Annotated in this window: 16 protein-coding genes; 11 read left to right on the top strand and 5 right to left on the bottom strand. The window is 62.5% G+C overall.

Annotated features, from left to right (window positions below; all coding sequences use genetic code 11):
* Positions 1-2 precede the first annotated feature (2 nt).
* The 3 genes from metX to ACQY4S_RS18310 are packed head-to-tail and all read left to right on the top strand — an operon-like array spanning position 3 to position 2,932.
* Positions 3-1,178, top strand: a complete 1,176-nt coding sequence (gene metX / locus ACQY4S_RS18320) for a homoserine O-acetyltransferase MetX (RefSeq protein WP_428488453.1) — start codon at positions 3-5, stop codon at positions 1,176-1,178.
* A gap of 49 nt (positions 1,179-1,227) precedes the next feature.
* Complete coding sequence (gene metW, locus ACQY4S_RS18315) at positions 1,228-1,827, top strand: methionine biosynthesis protein MetW (RefSeq protein ID WP_428488452.1); 600 nt, start codon at positions 1,228-1,230, stop codon at positions 1,825-1,827.
* Between the two features lie 13 nt (positions 1,828-1,840).
* Positions 1,841-2,932 (top strand): energy transducer TonB, encoded by a 1,092-nt coding sequence (locus ACQY4S_RS18310; protein ID WP_428486660.1) that lies wholly within the window; start codon positions 1,841-1,843, stop codon positions 2,930-2,932.
* A gap of 132 nt (positions 2,933-3,064) precedes the next feature.
* Here the strand turns inward: ACQY4S_RS18310 and ACQY4S_RS18305 are convergent, their stop codons facing one another.
* Positions 3,065-3,772 carry a class I SAM-dependent methyltransferase gene (locus tag ACQY4S_RS18305; protein WP_428486659.1) on the bottom strand — a complete coding sequence of 236 codons (708 nt, stop codon included), beginning with the start codon at positions 3,770-3,772 and terminating at the stop codon, positions 3,065-3,067.
* A gap of 63 nt (positions 3,773-3,835) precedes the next feature.
* On the opposite strand from ACQY4S_RS18305, the gene gloB reads away from it, so the two are divergent.
* Together gloB and ACQY4S_RS18295 are read left to right on the top strand one after the other, a co-directional pair.
* Positions 3,836-4,561, top strand: a complete 726-nt coding sequence (gloB, locus tag ACQY4S_RS18300; RefSeq protein WP_428486658.1) for a hydroxyacylglutathione hydrolase — start codon at positions 3,836-3,838, stop codon at positions 4,559-4,561.
* A gap of 15 nt (positions 4,562-4,576) precedes the next feature.
* Positions 4,577-5,173, top strand: a complete 597-nt coding sequence (locus tag ACQY4S_RS18295) for a glutathione S-transferase N-terminal domain-containing protein (RefSeq protein ID WP_428486657.1) — start codon at positions 4,577-4,579, stop codon at positions 5,171-5,173.
* 13 nt (positions 5,174-5,186) lie between these two features.
* Here ACQY4S_RS18295 and ACQY4S_RS18290 read toward each other — a convergent pair whose 3' ends face one another.
* Positions 5,187-9,164: a translocation/assembly module TamB domain-containing protein gene (locus tag ACQY4S_RS18290; RefSeq protein WP_428486656.1), complete on the bottom strand. Its 3,978-nt coding sequence runs from the start codon at positions 9,162-9,164 to the stop codon at positions 5,187-5,189.
* Between the two features lie 23 nt (positions 9,165-9,187).
* The gene (locus ACQY4S_RS18285) at positions 9,188-10,921 is read right to left on the bottom strand and encodes an autotransporter assembly complex protein TamA (RefSeq protein ID WP_428486655.1); all 1,734 of its coding nucleotides are present in this window, start codon (positions 10,919-10,921) and stop codon (positions 9,188-9,190) included.
* 162 nt (positions 10,922-11,083) lie between these two features.
* Between ACQY4S_RS18285 and ACQY4S_RS18280 the strand changes: the two genes are divergently transcribed.
* Positions 11,084-12,133, top strand: coding sequence for a lysophospholipid acyltransferase family protein (locus ACQY4S_RS18280; RefSeq protein WP_428486654.1), 1,050 nt, complete (start codon positions 11,084-11,086; stop codon positions 12,131-12,133).
* Between the two features lie 218 nt (positions 12,134-12,351).
* Here ACQY4S_RS18280 and tyrS read toward each other — a convergent pair whose 3' ends face one another.
* The gene (gene tyrS / locus ACQY4S_RS18275; RefSeq protein WP_428486653.1) at positions 12,352-13,596 is read right to left on the bottom strand and encodes a tyrosine--tRNA ligase; all 1,245 of its coding nucleotides are present in this window, start codon (positions 13,594-13,596) and stop codon (positions 12,352-12,354) included.
* A 58-nt stretch (positions 13,597-13,654) separates the two neighbouring features.
* Between tyrS and ACQY4S_RS18270 the strand changes: the two genes are divergently transcribed.
* A complete protein-coding gene (locus ACQY4S_RS18270; protein ID WP_428486652.1) occupies positions 13,655-14,728 on the top strand; it encodes an anhydro-N-acetylmuramic acid kinase in 1,074 nt (357 codons plus the stop codon).
* Positions 14,729-14,795: 67 nt separating this feature from the next.
* Here the strand turns inward: ACQY4S_RS18270 and ACQY4S_RS18265 are convergent, their stop codons facing one another.
* Positions 14,796-15,461, bottom strand: a complete 666-nt coding sequence (locus ACQY4S_RS18265; RefSeq protein ID WP_428486651.1) for an alpha/beta hydrolase — start codon at positions 15,459-15,461, stop codon at positions 14,796-14,798.
* Between the two features lie 548 nt (positions 15,462-16,009).
* Here ACQY4S_RS18265 and ACQY4S_RS18260 point away from each other — a divergent pair.
* The 4 genes from ACQY4S_RS18260 to mnmA are packed head-to-tail and all read left to right on the top strand — an operon-like array spanning position 16,010 to position 19,733.
* A complete protein-coding gene (locus ACQY4S_RS18260) occupies positions 16,010-17,107 on the top strand; it encodes a cysteine desulfurase family protein (RefSeq protein ID WP_428486650.1) in 1,098 nt (365 codons plus the stop codon).
* Between the two features lie 15 nt (positions 17,108-17,122).
* Positions 17,123-18,331, top strand: coding sequence for a cysteine desulfurase family protein (locus ACQY4S_RS18255; protein ID WP_428488451.1), 1,209 nt, complete (start codon positions 17,123-17,125; stop codon positions 18,329-18,331).
* 5 nt (positions 18,332-18,336) lie between these two features.
* Positions 18,337-18,666, top strand: coding sequence for a ferredoxin family 2Fe-2S iron-sulfur cluster binding protein (locus tag ACQY4S_RS18250; protein WP_428486649.1), 330 nt, complete (start codon positions 18,337-18,339; stop codon positions 18,664-18,666).
* 2 nt (positions 18,667-18,668) lie between these two features.
* A complete protein-coding gene (gene mnmA / locus ACQY4S_RS18245) occupies positions 18,669-19,733 on the top strand; it encodes a tRNA 2-thiouridine(34) synthase MnmA (protein ID WP_428486648.1) in 1,065 nt (354 codons plus the stop codon).
* Positions 19,734-19,760 lie beyond the last annotated feature (27 nt).

Raw genomic sequence — 19,760 nt, 5'->3', positions numbered from 1 at the left:
CGATGGACCAGCCAGTCACACGCGCGGACGTTGCCCACAGTCATGTCACCTTCGACGAGGGGCTATCCCTCGAATGTGGCGTTACGTTGCGTAGCCACACCGTTGCCTTCCGCACCTACGGCCGTCTCAATGCCGCCAGAAGCAACGCCGTGCTGGTGTGCCACGCGCTGACCCTGGACCAGTATGTGGCGGAGCCACACCCAATCACCGGCCGGCCTGGGTGGTGGAACGCTGTGGTCGGCCCGGGCCGCCCGGTCGACACGGATCGGTTTTTTGTTATTTGTCCCAACGTGCTGGGTGGCTGCATGGGTAGCACAGGCCCGCTCAGCAACCGCGAACTGCCGGATGGTGCGGTCTCGGCGGACGAACCGTGGGGCACCGACTTTCCCCCCGTCACCATCCGCGACATGGTGCGCGCGCAAAAGCGGCTGATCGAACATCTGGGTATCGACCGCCTGTTCGCGGTGATCGGTGGATCCATGGGCGGCATGCAGGTGCTGCAATGGGCCGCGCTGTATCCGGAGTCAGTATTCGCGGCGATGCCAATCGCCACCGCGTCATATCATTCCGCCCAGAACATCGCCTTTCATGAGGTTGGGCGACAAGCAATCTTTGCCGATCCGGACTGGCAGAACGGGCGTTACTGGCAGACTGGGCAAATTCCCGCCAGGGGCCTGGCGGTTGCTCGGATGTGCGCGCACATCACCTACCTCTCGGAAGAGGCGCTGACGCGCAAGTTCGGCCGCCGGCTGCAGAACGCGCCGAAGGACAGCACGGAAGCGATCAACCTGTTCGGAGAAATGTTCGAGGTACAGAGCTATCTGCGCCACCAGGGCAGCAGCTTCGTGCAGCGGTTCGATGCCAACAGCTACCTGACGATAACGCGTGCGATGGACTATTTCGACGTAGCGGCGGATTGCGGCGGCGACCTCGCGACAGCGTTCAAGGGCACCCGAACCCGCTTCCTGCTGGCCTCGTTCTCCTCCGACTGGCTGTTTCCGACGACCGCGAGCCGCTCGATCGCGCGTGCTCTGAACCGCGCCGGCGCCAACGTCTCGTTCGTCGAGTTTCCAACCGACAAGGGACACGACGCGTTCCTGCTGGATGAGCCGGATTTCCATCGAACGCTGGCTGGTTTCCTGGGCGGCTGCGCGATCCATGCGGGATTGCATCCATGAGTCTGACGGCATGAGCACGCTGGATCCGGTGCGCTTCATCGCCAAGAACATGCGCGTTGATCTGGCGTTGATCGCTGGCATGATCGCGCCTGGCTCGCGGGTGCTGGACATTGGTTGTGGCGACGGCAGCCTGATCGATCACCTGTTCCGGACCAAGGGCTGCGATGCACGGGGCATCGAGATCGACATGGCCGCGGTCACTCGCGCGGTCGCGCACGGCCTGCCGGTGATGCACGGCGACGCCGATATCGATCTGGCCCACTATCCGGACGGTGCATTCGACTACGTCGTGCTGTCACGCGCCTTGCAGGCCGTGGAGCGGCCGCGTGAGGTGCTGGGGCAGATGCTGCGGATTGGCACTCGCGCCGTGGTCAGTTTTCCGAACTTCGGTCATTGGCTGGTGCGTTGGCAGCTTCTGTCAACCGGGCGGATGCCGATGACCTCGACCTGGGACCGGGCCTGGTATGAGACCCCCAACATCCATCCCTGCACGATCCGGGATTTCTTTATCCTGAGCGAACAGGAGGGCTACCTGGTAGAGACGTGGCTGGCCGCCGACGATGCTGGACGGCGCGGACCTTGGCGGCGCTTCTCCTGGTTGGCGAACCTGCTCGGCGAGCAGGGTGTATTCCGACTGAGGCGCCGATAGGCGCGGCGCACGGATGACGCCGCCCCGACCGCCGCGGCCCCGACCATCGCGGCCCCGACCATCACGGCTATGTGCGCCTTCCGACCCCCTTCGCCGCCGGCCGCTGCGACGCCGCCTGACCAGGCGTTTTGCATCCCGCCGTCTTCTCATCGCGGCGGCTATCTCCCTGCTGGTTCACATCGTGATCGCTATCCTGTTGCTGGTGACGATCCGCCGCGAACGGAAAAGCGAACTTCTTCCGCCGCCGGCGACAGTCACAATGCTGTTCGATCGCGGTCGCCGGAGTGGCCCGACAGAGCCGAAGCCGCAGCCGAATAGCATGGCGTCACCGACGCCGCCGGCACCGGAAAGACCGCCATCCGTCGAAACGCCTCCGCCGGCACCGCCGGTCAATCAGGCGCCGATCAATCAGGCGCCAATATCCATTCCTCCGCTACCGCCGCCCCTCGAAGCGCCATCGCCGGTACCGCCCGAGCCCGTGCCGCCGCAACCTCCTCAAACTCCGCCTCAAGCAACGCCAGCACCACCGCGTCCGCCGGTCGAGCAGAGCCCGGAGGCCGAACCGATGCCTTTGCCCCCGCCGCTTGCGCCTAAGCCACCTCCAACATCTCCGCCGCTGCCGCCGCCAGTCAGGCACGCCGCACCAGCCAAGCCGCCGGACTTTCCGTCGCCGATGAATTACAGCTTCGGCGCCCCTGTACCGCGTTCACGTCCGCAATCAACGCCGCACCCGCCGGGTGCGATAGATTTCTCACTTGGGCCGGCAAAGCCGGGACCGGCCGACGATACGCCATTTGCTGACGTTGATAGCGACAAAGCGGGCCCTGACTGGCGCAACGCCCTCAGCCGCTGGGTATCGGAACATGCATACTACCCGCCACAGGCCCGTCGTGAGGGGGAGGAGGGGAACGCAAAGGTCCACGTCGTCGTGATGCCGAGCGGTCGGGTGACGTCGGTCGAACTGACTGGCAAGTCAGGCTCGATGTGGCTGGATCTGGCACTGCAGGCGTTATTTCGTGACGCACGCATTCCGCCGTTGCCGAGCGGGACTCGGGAGCCGATCGACTTCACCTTTACAATGCACTACATCCTGATCCGTCAGTAGGTGGGTTAGAGCGTGATCGCCTGAGGCTGACCTAGTCAGAAGGCGTGAATCACGCGATCAAGCAACGAGTTAAAGCGCGACTTCTGGGTCAACCTAGACCAATCGCGCTTTAGGCGACCCTGATGGCCATGATCAGGCGGCTCCCGAAAGGACAAGCCGACGTGGCACGGCATTCACCGGCATTGCCGCGTAGACGTCCTTGACGGCCTCCGTCAGTGTCACGCCCGCCAGTCCTGGCATCAGGTTACGCCCTGCGCGCTCGAACAGCGGCGAACCGCGCAGCAGAATGCGCAGCCGGAACGGCGGCATCCACAGCGCTGCATCCCGCCGTTCGACACGGAACAGCCCGGCAGCCAACAGCCGGCTGATCTGGCCTGTGGAATATGGCAGGCCATGTCCGAACGGCGTACTGTCCCAGTAGGCCCACATGCTACTGCGGTTCGGCGCCACGATCATCAGGCGCCCGTCATCCTTAAGGACACGCCAGACCTCCCGCAGCAGCCGCTTCGCATTTTCCGCGGTCTCCAGACCATGGACCAGCAGGATACGGTCGAATGTCAGGTCCGCGAACGGCAGCGCGTCCTCTTCCGCGGTGCATGACAGATTGGCGGCACCCGCCGGCCAGTGCGCCGCTCCGAGTTGAGCAGGCGTCAAGGCAATGCACCGCTTGGCATGATCGCGCCATAGCCGCAGATAGGGCGCCGAATAGCCGATCCCAAGCACCGCCTCGCCCTGCAGGTCAGGCCACATCATCGACAGACGCGCCCGTAGCACACGAGCGGTCACAGCGCCTCGGGCAGAGCCATAAAATTCCGCGGCGAGATGTGCATCGGCGGTCATGACTTCGCTCTATAACACGTTCACCCGTTTTCGCCCGAATGAACGAGTGCTAGGCTTTCTGCTATGACAGTCACAGCATCTCCCGTCCCCATCCTCAAGGACAATTACGCCTGGTTGCTGCGCGACAGCGATACCGGCGCCACCGCGATCGTGGATCCCGCCGATCCTCAACCGATCATCGAAGCCATCGAGAAGGCAGGAGGACGGTTGGACATGATCCTGTTGACTCATCACCATGCGGACCATACCGCTGGCACCGATGAGGTTCGTGCCCGTTTTAATTGTCCGGTTGTCGGCGCCGCCGCCGACAGGAACAGGCTACCCAGACTTGACCAGACGGTGACCGAGGGCGACACCGTCAGGCTTGGCAACGCCACCGCTCAGGTCATCGACACGCCTGGCCATACCCGCGGCCAGATCAATTTCTTTTTCCCGGACGGCGACATCCTGCTGTCGGGTGACACGTTGTTCAGTCTGGGCTGTGGCCGGCTTAGCGAGGGCTCGCCGGAGGAGATGTATGCCAGCCTGCGCAAGCTGGCCGCTCTGCCCGCCGATACGTTGGTGTGTTGCGGGCACGAATACACCGAAAGCAATGCCCGCTTCGCGCTGGCCGTCGATCCAGACAACGCCGCGCTGCACGCCTTCGTCGCGAAGGTCGAGCAGCTTCGCTCCGCCGGTCAGCCGAGCGTACCATCGGTGCTAGAGGATGAGCTGAAGGCGAATCCGTTTTTGCTGGCGCCGGACGTGGCAAGCTTCACAGCATTGCGCGCCAGGAAGGACCGCTTCTGAGGGAGATCACCAGCCGTGAAACTGTATCACTCACCAACCAGTCCATACGTCCGGAAAGTGATGGCCTGTGCCATCATTCGTGGACTGGACACACAGATCGAAAAGCATTCCAGCAATCCGCATGAATCGCCTGCGGATCTGGTCGCGAACAATCCGTTGTCCAAAGTCCCCTGTCTTGTCACCGATGACGGCCTGTCGTTGTTCGGCAGTCAGTTGATTTGCGAGTACCTCGATAGCCTGGGGGAACAACTGCAACTGTTTCCCACGCACGGTGCGCCTCGGTGGCGGGCCTTGAAGCACCAGTCGATGGGTGACGGCATTCTGGATGCGGCTGTCCCATGTCGTGGTGAGCAAGGCAAACCCCAGGAAGCAGCCCGGAATGCACAGATCGCCCGCTTCAAGGCCGCGATCAGCAGAACGGTCGACGCGCTGGAGGTTGATCCGCCGCACAAACACATCGACATCGGCTCCATTACCGTGGCTTGCGCGCTGGGCTACCTGGATTTCCGCTTCAGTTCGGATCCATGGCGGCCGAACCACCCGAAGCTGACGGCGTGGTATGAGGCGTTCGTGCAGAACAAGGGCATCGCGGAGACGGCGCCCCCGGGGTAACCGATCGCGCCGATCAGTACTCGAACTGGTAGGTCATCCCCACACTCGCGGCGTCCCCGCTGCTGGTGCTGCCGGTCGCGTCCGTTGTGCCCGATCCGGCCGTCGTCTGAAGCTTCAGCCCTTTCGCGATATCTACCTGCACCGTCGCCTGAGTCCCATTGCCTGATGCCGACTGTTGAGCGCCGACATAGACGCCGCGGGCGACATAGCGACCCGCTTGCAGCGTCGGGTTACCGGCGCTGTCGCTACCAACGGACAACCGATCAAGGCCAACCGCCGTTCGCAGCTTATCCAGCGGATCACCTGCGCCGGATGTGGCACCCGATAGCGATGCCAGCGCCGCCGCGATCTGCGCGAGTTGCAACGGACCAAGCTTGGACGCGCTGGTATTGAACAGAAGCTGCGCCAGGATCTCGTCCTGCGGCATCTCCGGCACGCTCGATAGCGCAATCTTCGGGTCCTTCGCGCTGCCGCTGATTGTCAAGGTCGCGACAAGCGTGCTTGTGGTGGACGTCGCGACGAAATGCAGCGACGGATCCGTGATGCCTGCGCCGCTGAAGTCGATGGTGCCCGAGGTGAAGTTCAACGTGGTGCCGATAACGCTCAACGTCCCCTGGCGGAGATGCAGGCCACCATCGGGGATAGGCTTGCTGGCGGTCCCAGTCACGTGAATCAAGCCACCCAGTTCAGCATTCAGACCGTGGCCGCGAATGAAGACCTGCCCAGGCGCATCCAAGGTCAGGTTCAGCGCGATGTTCGAGTTTGATGTCTCGGGCGGCGCGGGCGGCGGTGCATTCGGATCGCGCACCGGCAGCACTGCGACACTGGCTGGCAGCTTGTCGGGTATCCTTATGTCGGCCCGCCGCACATGCAGCGTGCCGCCAGCCTGCAGGTCACCTTTGACCTCACCTTGAACCGTTATATTCGCGTCGATCAGCGCGGTCAGCAGGTCGCTTGACACCGGGCGCGCATTGTCCGCGGTAAAGTGCAGATCGACCGGCATTGCTCCCTTCAAGCTGATCGTGCCGCTTCCCCCCAGCGTGCCTGGAGCAGCCTTGCCGCTGAACTGAGCCAGCCGGATGGTATCTCCGTTTGCCTCGATCGTGGCGGCCAGATCGGTAACATGGGCACCGACGACATAGTCGGCCACGTCGCCATTCGTCAGGACAAGCTTTCCGTCAATCTTCGGTGCCGCAACAGTACCGGCCACCGCGGCGTTCAAGGTCACCTCGCCTCGCGCCCGGCGGCCCTGTGCGGCGAGCAATGGATTGAGCATCGCAAGGTCGACGCGCCCGTCCGTCTTCAGGTCGAGCGCACCGGTCGACGACAGCGGCACCATCCCGACTGCCGCGAAATGCGATTGGCCCGCCGTCAGCGCGCTGTTCAAGCGAGCTTTGCTACCCAGCAAGCCTACATCTACCGTCAAATTCGCAGCCGGTATTGCTCGGCCGGCACCCTCGCGAAGCCGCACGCCAGCGGCGGTCAGTTTGACCGTGCCTTCAGGGCTGGCGGTGGTACCGGTCAGACGCGCCGCGGCGTTTATCATGCCGTCCGCGGCAAGGGCCGGATCAGCGATGGCGGCGACATCGGCTGGCAAATTCCGCAGCGCGGCGGTCAGATCCAGCTTGCTGCCGACGCCGCCGGATACCGACAGCTCCGCCTGCCGGAAACCCAGGCGCAGCCGGTCCACCAATACGCCGTCGGCGAATGCCAGCTTTGCCGGAGCCAGCAGTCTTACAACTTCCCCCTTCCAACTTGCCGCCATCCTTCCCAGTGCCAAGGTGCGGTCCTGGACGTTCAGAACGCCAGCGGTTTCCACTCTGGCAGGACCACCCGCCAACGCGGGGGCGTTGGCGGCGACAGTCAGGCCGACCGCGTCCAATGGCCCCTTGGCGGTGAGGCGGGCGGAGGCACCCTTGGCCGATCCGGCGGAGACGCCATCAGCCGTGAAGGTGCCGTCAATGGCGGGATGGTTGGTCGGATCGGTCACCGTCGCGTTAAGCAAGGCTTTACCCACTGCGGCAGTGCCAGGGATCGCCGCATCTCGCACGGTAACGGCGAGGTGCGCAGCCTTGTCATCCGCATTTAAGGCAACCGCGGCCTGTCCAGCCATCGGTCGCCCGAGCAATGGCGCGAAGTCCGCCAGATGTGCCAGGTTGATCCGCAGCGAACCGACCGGCAACGTGGCACCTGCCGGCAGGTTGACGGCCCCCTCCGCCTGGAACGATTTCCAGGTCGCTCGGCTGATCGCGGCGTGAACGGCACCGTCGGTTCGATCCGCCGACAAAGCCAGCGATAAGGGCGCATCAAGCAATGTGCCGTCCGCGGTCACCGAGGCATGTGGTGCGGCTGGTAGTCCCGTGGCGTCCAGATGCGCCATGATATGACCTGATCTGAATCCCTTGGCCGCCAGGTCGGCATCGAGGTCGGACCTCACGGCCAGGTCATCGGTCTTGCCCGCTGCGTGGCCTTTCGCGTCCAGACTGCCCGACAATGCGGGCTGTACGGCCGCGAGGTCGCTCAACCGCAGCGCCCAGTCCAGGTCGACCACCTGCGCCGCCACGCCTCCTTGGGCCGACACATTCAGCGCTCTCCCGCTGATCGTCAGATGTGACAGCGTCACATCCTCGCCATGCATCGAGGCGGCGAGATCGATCCGGCCATCTGGACCGATCAACGCGGGAACTGGCGTCATGCCGCCGGTGATCGATACCTTGCCTGTCGCCGCGACCGTGGTGGTGCCACCCGCCATTTCGGCTCGTAAATCAAGGTCGGTTCCGCCCCGGATGTCGACTCCGGCCGCCGCCGCGAACGGTGCAAGGTCGGGCAATACAAGATGCGCGTGACCCTGTCGTTCGCTACCGGTTGTCGCCGAACCATCAATCGCGATGAGCGGATGGTGCAGCGTGAACATCACTGGGCGGGCCGGCGCAGCCAGTTGGGCCGACACATCCAACACCACGGGCGCTGCGGCCAACAGGTCAGGCTTCGGCCCCGGCACGTGAAGGTCGGCGACGGTCGCGTGCAATTCGATGTGACCCGCATTGCCACTGACATTGGCGTTCAAAGCGCCGATCTTGGCCCCACCCGCGGCCAAGGATTGAATGTCCACCATTCCGGTGGCGTCAGGCTTGCCGAATGGGCCATTCACATGCGCATTCACCTGAACGCCATTCCAGGATACGCCCGGTGCCGGCGCCATTGCCGGAGCCTCGGCCTTCAACGTCAGGTCAGCCGCCTCGTGCACCAAATCAACGGTGCCTGAGGCAGCGGCTTTCAGCGGCCCAGCCGACAGATCCGCCTGTGTCACAAGACCGTCGCGGGGACCACTGATCGAAGCCTGAACGGTGATCGCACCAAGGTCCGGAAGACTAGCCACACTGGAAATCAGACCTTTGGCCGGTTCGTCGGCCCTGACTGTCGCCTGGACATGGTCGGCAGTTACTGCTCCGTCAACATCATATCGGCCTGGGCTGTCGAGTCGCCGAACATCCAGATGTACGGTGCCCTCGGTCAGCGTTTGCAGTTCACCCGAGCCATCCAGCACAAGAGTGGCCGCGGTGCCGGCGACCGGCGCGCCGATCATCGCTGCATCCACATGAAGGTGACGCAGGTCCACCCGAACCGGCAGGTTGAACGACCCGCCGCTGCTGCGGGATGAGCCACTGGATACCGGAAGGCGGCTGAAATCGACCTTCGTCGCGCTAAGCTGGTCCACCTGCGCAGTGCGTCCCAGTAGTTTCAGTGGCGACCAATCAAGCACAAGGTTCTGAACGACAACATAGCGCCCCTTCGCATCGGAAACCTGAATGAGGCCGATCCGCAGCGCATCGGGAAACCGGCCGGTCAGATCCTGGATACGCACCATGCCGCCGGTCAGGCTGGCGGTCTCGGTCTGGATCAAGTGCCGCCCCGGGCCCGTGTTGGCACCGATCAGCACGACGACAACCACCAGCAAGGGCAGCGCGATCAGAACCGCAACGACAATCAAGACCCACTTCGCCAACCGGCGCACTAGAACGCTTCTCCGATACCAATATACAACTCGAGAGAGTCTCCGCCCGGCAGCTTGTTCAGCGGCACCGCGACGTCAAGCCGAATCGGGCCGATGGATGTGTAGTAGCGAGCCCCAATGCCGGCTCCGGCATGCCAGTTGCTCGTGAAGGGGGCGCCATTCGAACTCACCTGTCCCACATCCAGGAACGTCGCAATGCCATAGCTGCCCAGGATACGCTGGCGCAACTCCACCGTTCCGGCCGAGATCGCCGTGCCACCCGTTGGTATCCTGTTCGCGAACTGTGGACCCAACGTCTGAAACCGATATCCCCGGACCGTGCCGCTGCCGCCGGCATAAAACCGCTGGTCAGGCGGCAGGCTGAACACGCCGGCGCCGAAATCCTTTCCGACCAGGCCGCGCAGCGCCAGAATGCTCCGTCCGTTATCGAACAGGTCCAGGTAGGTTGATCCGGCAAGCTGCGTGATAAAGAACGTCGCGCTGGTCGTGCCAAGGGACTCGGTCGGCGTGACCGTCAGGCTTGCGCGAATCCCGCTGGTCGGCGCCAGCAGGCTGGTCGTGTTGTCGTATCTCAGGCTGGCCGGGATACCCACCAGCTCGTAGTGCCGGGTCACATCTTCCTGGAGGATCGATTCCTGCTCGCCCGACAGGCCCAGGCTTGCGGTCCAATGCGGTGTCAGCTTGCGGTTGAGCGCGATCTTCTCCAGCAGCGCCGTCTGTTGGTAGGCCTGCAGGCTCTGGTCAATCGCGTTCACGTCGATTTCCAGCGACTGATCGCGCACCAGATAGTCCGGTTTGATGAACTGCGCGCCAACATTGTAGCCGGGTCTGGTTACGGCGTTGCCACCCAACTGGACAGCCGCTGTCAGGTTTAGCTGCTCAGCGTTGCCAAACAGATTGTGATCGTGCCAGCCCGTCGTGACGTTTATCCCGACGTCGGTGGAATAGGCGACGCCTAGGTCCACCGCATGCAACGGGCGCTCCGTCAGATCAAATGTGATCGGCAATTGGCCCTGCGGGTCCAGCGCATCCGCCGGAACGGCTCGAACAACCGAAAATACCCCGATCGACGTCAGGTCCTGCCGTGCCGTGTCGATTGCCGAGGTCGTAAAGAGTTCTCCAGGATGAACTGTCAGGCGCCGGCGCACGAATGACTCGTTCATGTCCTTTAGGCCGCTAAAGCTGATCGGACCGATATCGGTCTTCGGCCCAGCATCTGGCTGAAACTCGACGTCCAGCCGGTTTTCATCCGGTCGGAGTGTTGCAAGGGGTATTGGCACCTTTGCCATTGGATACCCGTCTTCGCGAAGAGCACTCAGCAGACGACCCTGTGCCGCAAGGACGTCCGCCGCCATGGCCGGCTGGCCCGACCGCAGGTCAAGCTGCCCCGGAATGTCGGCGGGAACCGGCGTGGAGATCGTCACTTGGCCAAGCTGAAAGCGCGGCCCGAGATCAAAGCTGACGACGACCGCGATCGGAGGGCTTGCGGGTGCCTGATCAAGAGCGGCAAAGATCCCCGGATCATCCAACGTCTTGCCGTCGATGGTCAGGTGTACCGAAGCTTTGTAATAGCCAAAGCTTTGCAGGGCGGTCTTAAATCTTCCCACATCCTGCCGAGCCCGCTCAGTCAGCGCAAAGCCGCCAGTTGGCGCGGAGGCGCGGAGGGAGATAAGGCTTGCGCTGTCATGCAGCGCCGCGTCCAAGACTCCGTTCCCGGTGGGCTTCAGGGTCACGTCATATGGCTGCGGGTCCGCGGCTCGAAGGTCATTGAGTCCGGACGTAACGAGCAAGCTGAAAAGCCAGATGGCAAGCCACCGCGTGGCGAGACGGGGTGGCATTCGGAGGCAGCGCATGTCGCAGTCTAGCGCGGAATTTGCTCCAGAAGCCTTTGCTAAATGGTCACGGTTGCGCCATTGTTCCAGCGCGGCCGACGATGTATTCCGTTTGTCATGAACGGATCATTGAGGATGGGTCAGGAAAGTCAATCAAGCCATCTCGTCCGACGACCCAGACTGCTGCCGGAGCCAGATCACAATCCGGGCTTTCTGCTGGAACTGCTGAACGGACGTGAAGGCTGGTTAATTGCCCGACGTGTCCGGGTGATACGGCGCGGTTTGGCTGTGTTGGCCTGGACGATCCCGGCTATGCTGATACAAGCTGCTTGCCTTGTTGCGCCAGGTCGCACGAAGATCAAGTTCGCCCGGTTCTACTGGAGAATCTTTACCCGGTTGATCGGCATCAAGGTCCGGGTGATTGGACATATCGCCTCGGCTGCCGATGGAAGGCAGGTGGTTTTTGTTTCAAACCATTCATCCTGGGTCGACATACCCGTCGTGGGTGGTGTCGTGGATGGCTGCTTCGTTTCGAAGCGCGATGTCGCGAAATGGCCGGTCATCGGCACAATCGCCCGGCTGGGGCGCACCGTCTTTGTGTCACGCAGCCGCACGGCTATTGCGCTGGAGCGTGATGCGATGCGGGCTAAACTCGCCCATGGCGATAACCTGATCCTGTTTCCAGAGGGAACAAGCTCCGACGGCTCCAGGGTTCTGCCGTTCAGAACGTCGTTTTTCGCTCTGGCGGAGGTCAGACAGGGAGACAGCCCCAAGGCTCTTCCGCTGATTCAACCCATGTCGGTGGTCTACGACCGCCTGGGTGGGCTGCCGGCCGGACGGGCCAGCCGTCCAGTTTTTGCCTGGTATGGCGATATGGATATCGCATCGCATTTTTGGCGTCTAAGCCAGCATATCGGCCTCCGTGCCACGATCTTGCTGCATACGCCAATGGAACCCGCCAGCTTTGCGGATCGAAAGGCACTGTCGCAGGCGGTCTGGCAAGTGGTCGCCGATGGCGCGTCGACGCTGCGCCAGAACCGCCCAGTTCCGCCCCTGGACCTTCCGGCCACTGCTTCTGGTAAGCCAACTTTTGCTGCACGCTGTCGGGCCTGAAAGGCGTGATCGCCTTGGGGCTGATCCGTCAGAAGGCGTGAAGCACGCGATCAGGCAAGCAACCAGACCATGATCGGACACCGGCTAGTAGCAACCGCAAACGATCATGGTCTAATCGGAACCGGCCCTTGGGTTTGCCATGCCAGCTGCTGCAGCGGATGTCTTTAGCACCAGGGTCACATCAATCCAGGTATCCCAGCCATTAACGATCGATACTCCTACACCCCCCTCACCAGCCGATGCTGTTTGCGCCCGGAAGACAATTTGATCGTCCCATTGCGCAGCAAGGCAGAGGAGATGATATCGCCCTCGTCAATGATCAAAGCATCGTTCACCTTGGCGCCGCCGCCCCTGATCAACCGCCGTGCCTCACTGTTGCTGGCGGCGAGCCCGGCAACGGTGAATAATCTGAAGGCGGCTATGCCAGCTTCCAGCTCGCCAAGCGGCACATCGATGCTGGGAAGCGCCGCCGCGACTTCGCCCGCCTCGAATGCAAGGCGGGCGGTCTCCGCCGCCAAAGCAGCCGCCTCTGCACCATGCACCAAAGTCGTCGCTTCGGTGGCCAGGATTTTCTTGGCCTCGTTGATCGCCGCGCCGCCTAGACATTCCAGACGCGTGATTTCCTCCAATGGCAGATCGGTAAACAGTCGTAGAAACCGTCCGACATCCGCGTCCTCGGTGTTGCGCCAGAACTGCCAGTAGTCGTACGCGGAAACCCGATCGGCGGCCAGCCAGACCGCGCCCTGCGCCGTCTTGCCCATCTTGGCGCCGGAGGCGGTGGTGATCAGCGGAGTTGTCAGGCCGAAAACTGCTTTCCCATCCGTGCGCCTGGTGAGTTCCATACCGGCCACGATATTGCCCCATTGATCTGATCCACCGATTTGCAGCACGACGCCGAGGCGGCGATTCAATTCTCGAAAATCGTAGCTCTGCAGGATCATGTAGTTGAATTCCAGGAAGGTCAGCGGCTGCTGCCGTTCCAGGCGTAGCCTCACCGAATCGAAGCCCAACATGCGGTTGATAGTGAAATGCGCGCCGATGTCCCGCAGCAAGGGGATGTATCCAAGCCCGTCCAGCCAATCCGCATTGTTGGCCAGCATCGCCTCGGCCGGTTCTTCGCCGAACCGCAGAAATCCCGCAAAACAGCGACGGATGCCCGCCATGTTTGCCGCGATGGCCGCCTCGGTTAGCATCTGCCGTGACTCGTCCTTGCCTGAAGGGTCGCCAATTCGCGTCGTGCCGCCGCCCAGCAGGACAACCGGGGTGTGCCCATGCCTTTGCAGCAGCCGCAGGATCATGATCTGCACCAGGTTGCCGACATGCAGGCTGTCCGCCGTACAGTCGAAGCCGATATAGGCTGCGATCGGGCCGGCCTCTATCTCGGCTCGAAGCGCCTCGGCGTCGGTGCATTGAAAGACAAAGCCGCGCGCGATGGCTTCATCCAGAAAGTTGCTGGTGGACATGATGACAGACTCGTACTGTACGGACGACGCGGGTTAACACACAGCGCTGCGAGGGCAAATGCTAAGAACGATCGGCCTCATGAGCGGCACCTCATTGGATGGCGTCGATGCTGCGTGGCTGGAGACCGACGGACATGAAATCCATTCGTTCGGACCTTCCCTCACCCTGCCGTACGACGCTGCCTTGCGGCGCGATCTGCGCGCTATTCTCGATCTCGCGCCGACACTGGATGCTGACAATGACCAGCTTGCCGATGCCACTGATCGCTTGACGACCTATCACGTGCAGGCGGTCGAGGCGATCAGGCGTCCCGCCGACCTGATCGGCTTTCACGGCCAAACAATTTTGCATCAGCCGCATCTGCGGCGCACCTGGCAGATTGGCGACGCCACCATGCTGGCGCGCCGCACGGGACTGCCCGTCGCGTTCGACTTCCGCTCTGCGGATGTGGCGGCGGGCGGGCAGGGGGCGCCGTTGGCGCCAGTCTACCATGCGGCGCTGGCACGAGACCTTCCAAAGCCGCTGGTCGTACTCAACATAGGCGGTGTAGCTAACGCCACCTGGATCGGACGCGACGGATCCCTTGTCGCGTTCGACACCGGTCCGGGAAACGGACCGCTGGATGATTGGGCCGCTCGGCACACCGGCGCGCGATATGATCGGGACGGTTGTTTGGCTCGATCAGGCCGACCCGACAAGCTGGTGCTGGATCGGATGCTGTCGCATCCCTATTTCGGCCGACCAGCGCCAAAGTCGCTTGACCGGCTGGATTTCGACGCGTTGTTTGCGGAAAGCGGCATTTCAAATCTGTCTGCTGCGGATGGCGCGGCGACACTTGCCGCTTTCACCGTGGCATCGATCGTCTGTGCCCGCTTCCCAGAGAACCCGGTCCGCTGGATTGTCTGCGGCGGCGGCCGGCACAATCCAGTCGTGATGGACGCCCTGCGCTCAAGCATTCATGTTCCCGTCGATCCGGCCGAGGCGGTTAGCTGGGACGGCGACGGACTTGAAGCGCAATGCTTTGGATTTTTGGCAGTGCGCGTTAAATATGCGCTTCCATTGAGTTTCCCCGAAACAACCGGCGCACGAAAGCTGGTTACGGGAGGACGTATTGTCTCAGCGACAGACTAGGGTCCAACAGGCGGGTGCAGGAAATATACGCCCGCCCAATGGACTGACCCATGAACTGAATCAAGGCTTAATCCGCAGCCAACGCCAATTGTTTACGGGCAATCGCCTTGCCACAATAATCCTCTAGCGCATCCGCCACCATGTCCGCGTGCGTGGCAAACACGTGATCCGCACCGGCGAAGACGCGATAATCAACGTGAACACCCTTTTGTGTGTTCAGCTTGTCAACCAGCTTGCGGACAGCAGGTTCTGGCACCAGTTCATCCGTGCTTCCATGCAGCATCAGCCCGCCGCACGGGCAGGGCGCCAGAAAGCCGAAATCATAATGGTTGGCCGGTGGTGCGACGCTCACCCAGCCTGAGATTTCAGGGCGGCGCATCAGAAGCTGCATGCCGATAAACGCACCGAATGAATAGCCAGCAATCCACAAACCACCGTGGCCGGGGTTGACTGCCTGCATCCAGTCCAACGCGGCAGCAGCGTCACCAATTTCGCCAATGCCCCCGTCATAGCGACCTTGGCTACGGCCTACACCGCGGAAATTGAACCGCATCACCGAGCAGCCAAGCTTCTGGAATGCCTGATACATGGAATACGTAATGCGGTTGTTCATCGTCCCGCCATGCAGCGGATGTGGATGCAATATCAGCGCAACCGGAGCCCCCGACTCCTTCGAGTGGTGATACCGACCTTCGAGCCGACCATCCGGACCGGCAAACATTACCTCGGGCATGTAATCTGTTTCCTGTCCCACCGGCAACGCCTGCTCCAGAAGCCACCGTGACTTCGGACATGCTGCCGGGCCTGCCTTACATTTGCACGGACCAAGATACCCTCTTCGGTCCATCCAAAACATAGATATTAGGAACGCAATCCCCCGATTACAGTTCCGTGTCACCTATCACATCGTCAAACCACCAATTATTGACCCAGAGGGTCGGAAATTTTCGGGTCGTTCGCAACCTTCAGATAAAGTTCTCTGTTCAAATCTCCTTTTCCCGTTCCGCCACCCGCCCCAGTTGAAGAACGCTTCAGGCTATTCGTGACCATTAATAAACTATCATAGGCCAAGAAGGACGGGCTTCAAATGAAAATATCCCATGCCTCTCATGTTCCTGCGTGAAACAATCGAAACGATAACCCGCGTGGTGCAGCAGCGTGCTTCTCTATATAAAATGCTGCTTTACTACCATGAAGTGCATGGAATTAGTTAGAGTAAACCTCTGCATGTATTGCTCAATGCAAGCCGCATATCCTTAGCTGTCCGGAAAGCCAGTTGCCATGCATTATCTCGACGCCAATGCCACACAGCCTATGCGGCCTGAGGCCAAGGCCGCAGTCGTCGCGACACTCGACATGACCGGTAATCCCGCGTCGGTGCATCAGGCTGGACGCGCAGTTCGACGGCATTTGGAAGCCGCGCGGGAGACGCTGGCAGAGCGCTTCGGCGGCCGTGCGCAGGATGTTGTCTTCACCTCCGGGGGAACCGAGGCCGATGCTTTGGCACTTCATACGTTCTCGCCGAATCGCCGCGTGTTAATCAGTGCGATCGAGCATGACGCGGTTCGCGTCGCTGCCCTCGATCCGATCGTGCTGCCGGTTGGCGCCGATGGGGTGGTGGACCTGGACGTTCTCGAAACGGTGCTGCGTGACGATGTGCCGTCCCTTGTCTGCCTCATGCTGGCGAACAACGAGACGGGCGTCGTTCAGCCCGTCGCCCAGGCTGCAGCGATCTGCCGTCAGCACGGCGCTCTGCTGCATGTCGATGCGGTACAGGCTGTTGGCCGAATGGAGGTCAACCTGCTCGCCGCCGGTGCCCATAGCTTGGCCATCTCCTCCCACAAACTTGGTGGACCAGCCGGCATCGGTGCGCTTCTGATGGCGCAAGATGCGCCTTTCACGGCACCCTTGATCGCCGGCGGCGGGCAGGAGCGTGGGCGGCGCGGCGGTACACCATCGGTTGCCCTGGCCGCTGGCTTCGCGGCGGCAGCGTCCGCAACAGACAACTGGGCTTGGTTGGCCGAACTGCGAGATCAAGCCGAAGCCGCTGCCGTGGCATCTGGTGCCGTCGTGTGCGGCGATGCAACCAATCGCTTGCCGAACACGACCTGCCTCGCGCTGCCAGGGGTACGCGCCGATGCTCAGGTTATCGCGCTTGATCTGGAGGGCGTGGCGGTCAGCGCGGGCGCCGCATGCAGTTCCGGCAAGGTCGCCACCAGCCATGTTCTGCGGGCGATGGGACTTGGACCGCTCGCCAGCGAGGCGATCCGAGTCTCGCTGCCGTGGAACGCAACACGGGCGAACATCAATGCCTTCGCCGCGGCTTATCCGCGCGTGGCTGCTCGGCTGCGATCGGCACTGGTTCCACGCGCTGCCTGATCCTAATTCTTGAGCATGATCGAACTGCCGCCCCGCCCCAACCAGCCAATTTACCTGGACAACCAGGCCACCACCCGTTGCGATCCACGGGTCCTGCAAACGATGCTGCCGTTCTTCACCGAGAATTACGGCAATCCGCACAGCGCCGAACACGTCATGGGCCGCCGAACGGAAGATGCGGTGGAGTGCGCGCGACGTCAGGTCGCCGCGCTGATCGGTGCCGACCTGCGGGAGATTATCTTTACCTCCGGAGCCACCGAGTCCAACAATATCGCCATCAAGGGCGCGGCGCGCTTCGCTCTGCGGATGGGAAACCAACGCCGCCGTGTTGTCACCGTCGCGACTGAACATAAATGCGTCTTGGAGGCGGTGGCCGACCTGCAAGCCGAGGGTTTCGAGCCAGTCTTTCTGCCAGTCCGTTCGGATGGTTTGCTCGACGCCGCGGCACTCCAGCACGCGCTCGAAACGCCGACCTTGCTGGTCAGCGTCATGGCGGTGAACAACGAGACCGGCGTGATTCAGGACATCCCTGGTCTGGCGGCGACCGCCAAGCAGGCCGGCGCCTTGTTTCATACCGACCTGGCGCAGGCCGTCGGCAAGGTGCCAGTGGATCTGGCTGGCTGGCAGGTCGATCTCGCCTCGATCAGCGGGCATAAGTTGTACGGCCCCAAGGGCGTTGGCTCTTTGTTCGTCCGCCGCCGTCCCCGTGTGCGTCTGGAACCGCTGTTCTCCGGCGGCGGGCAGGAGAGGGGGTTGCGGTCCGGCACATTGCCCGCGCCGTTGATCGTCGGTTTGGGTGAGGCATGCCGTTTGGCCGGCATCGAGATGGCGGATGAAGCCGAACGCATTGGTTGCCTGCGTCTTCGTCTGCTGAACCGGCTGCTAAATGCGATTCCGGGCCTGCAGGTCAACGGCACGATGCAGGCGCGCATTGTCGGCAACCTCAACCTGACGTTTCCCGTCATTGCCGCCGCCGACCTGTTGCACGCCCTGCCTGATCTTTGTGTCTCAACCGGGTCCGCCTGCTCGTCTGCCGCGATTGAACCGTCGTACGTCCTGCGCGCCTTGGGACTTTCCGACGACGCTGCGTCGCGTACCTTGCGCATTGGGATCGGACGCTTTACCTCCGCCGCCGATATAGATTATGCCGCCGCCGCGCTGCCCGCGGCCCATGCTGCCGGAATGGCGGCCCAGTCCAATCCGCAAAACCTGGCCGAGGCCTGACCCGCATGCCGAAGATGACGTTTATCGAGCGCGACGGAACCCATCGTGAGGTTGATGCGCCGGTAGGCTATTCGGTGCTGGAGATCGCCCACAAGCACGGTGTCGACATCGAAGGCGCTTGCGAAGGCTCATTGGCCTGCTCGACCTGCCATGTCGTCGTCGATGCTGCCTGGTGCAAGAAACTCGCCGAACCAACCGAGGACGAGGAAGACATGCTCGACCTGGCCTTTGGCCTGACCCAGACGTCTCGCCTAGGCTGTCAGATCGTGATGACGGATGCGCTGGACGGGCTGGTGGTCAAGCTGCCAGCCGCGACACGCAACGCGATGGGCTGAACATGCGTATCGTCGTGGCAATGTCCGGAGGCGTGGACAGCAGCGTCGTCGCTGGCCTGCTGCACGAAGCCGGGCATGAGGTCATTGGCGTTACGCTTCAGCTCTACGATCATGGCGCCCTCACCGCCCGCAACGGTGCCTGCTGTGCCGGCCAGGACATTCACGATGCCCGCCGCGTCGCGGATCGACTCGGGATCTGTCATTACGTCATTGACGCCGAGGCGCGTTTTGCCCGCGCCGTCATCGCACCGTTCGCCGATAGCTATGCGCGCGGCGAAACCCCAGTGCCGTGTATAACCTGCAACCAGACTGTGAAGTTCGCGGATTTGTCCACACTGGCGGCGGGATTAGGGGCGGAAAGTCTCGCCACTGGTCACTATGTCCGCCGGGTCGACGGCCCAGACGGCGCGGAATTACATCGCGCTGCCGATGAGACGCGCGATCAGAGCTGGTTTCTCTCTGCGACAACCCGTCAGCAACTCGCCATGTGCCTGTTTCCGCTTGGCGGCATGGCGGACAAGCGGGCGGTCCGCGACATCGCCCAGCGACTCGGCCTCGCGGTCGCGGAAAAGCCGGATAGTCAGGACATCTGCTTCGTCCCTTCCGGCAGCTACATGGACGTGGTCGCGAAGCTTCGGCCCGATGCGTTTGAACCGGGTGACATTGTCACAACTGATGGACAATATGTTGGTCGTCACGACGGGATTGGCCGTTACACCGTTGGACAGGCCAAGCGTCTTGGCAAGGCTGCGGTCGTTGCTGGTCGGCGTCAGGTTGTCCTTGCCACCGAACCTGGCCGACGACGCATCGTGGTGGGCCCGCGCGCGGAGGGCACGCGAAATGTGCCGCTGCGAGACATGAACTGGTTGATCGACCGGCCCACCGCCGCTCTGCGCTGTCAGGTCAAACTGCGCGCCCGGGATGTTCCGCGGCAGGCGGTCGTTCATCCTGAATCCGAAAGTGTGGTCGTGCGCCTGGATGAGCCGGCGCTGCCCGCTCCAGGCCAGGTCTGCGCGCTCTACGCGGGTGACCGCGTCCTGGGTGGTGGCATCATTACGCGTCGGTAACCGTGAAGGCAACGCTTGACCAGGACT

This window comes from Rhodopila sp., assembly GCF_965276935.1.
Lineage (GTDB): Bacteria > Pseudomonadota > Alphaproteobacteria > Acetobacterales > Acetobacteraceae > Rhodopila.
Note: the sequence above shows the minus strand (reverse complement) of the source record. Positions and strands in the feature narration are given on the sequence as shown.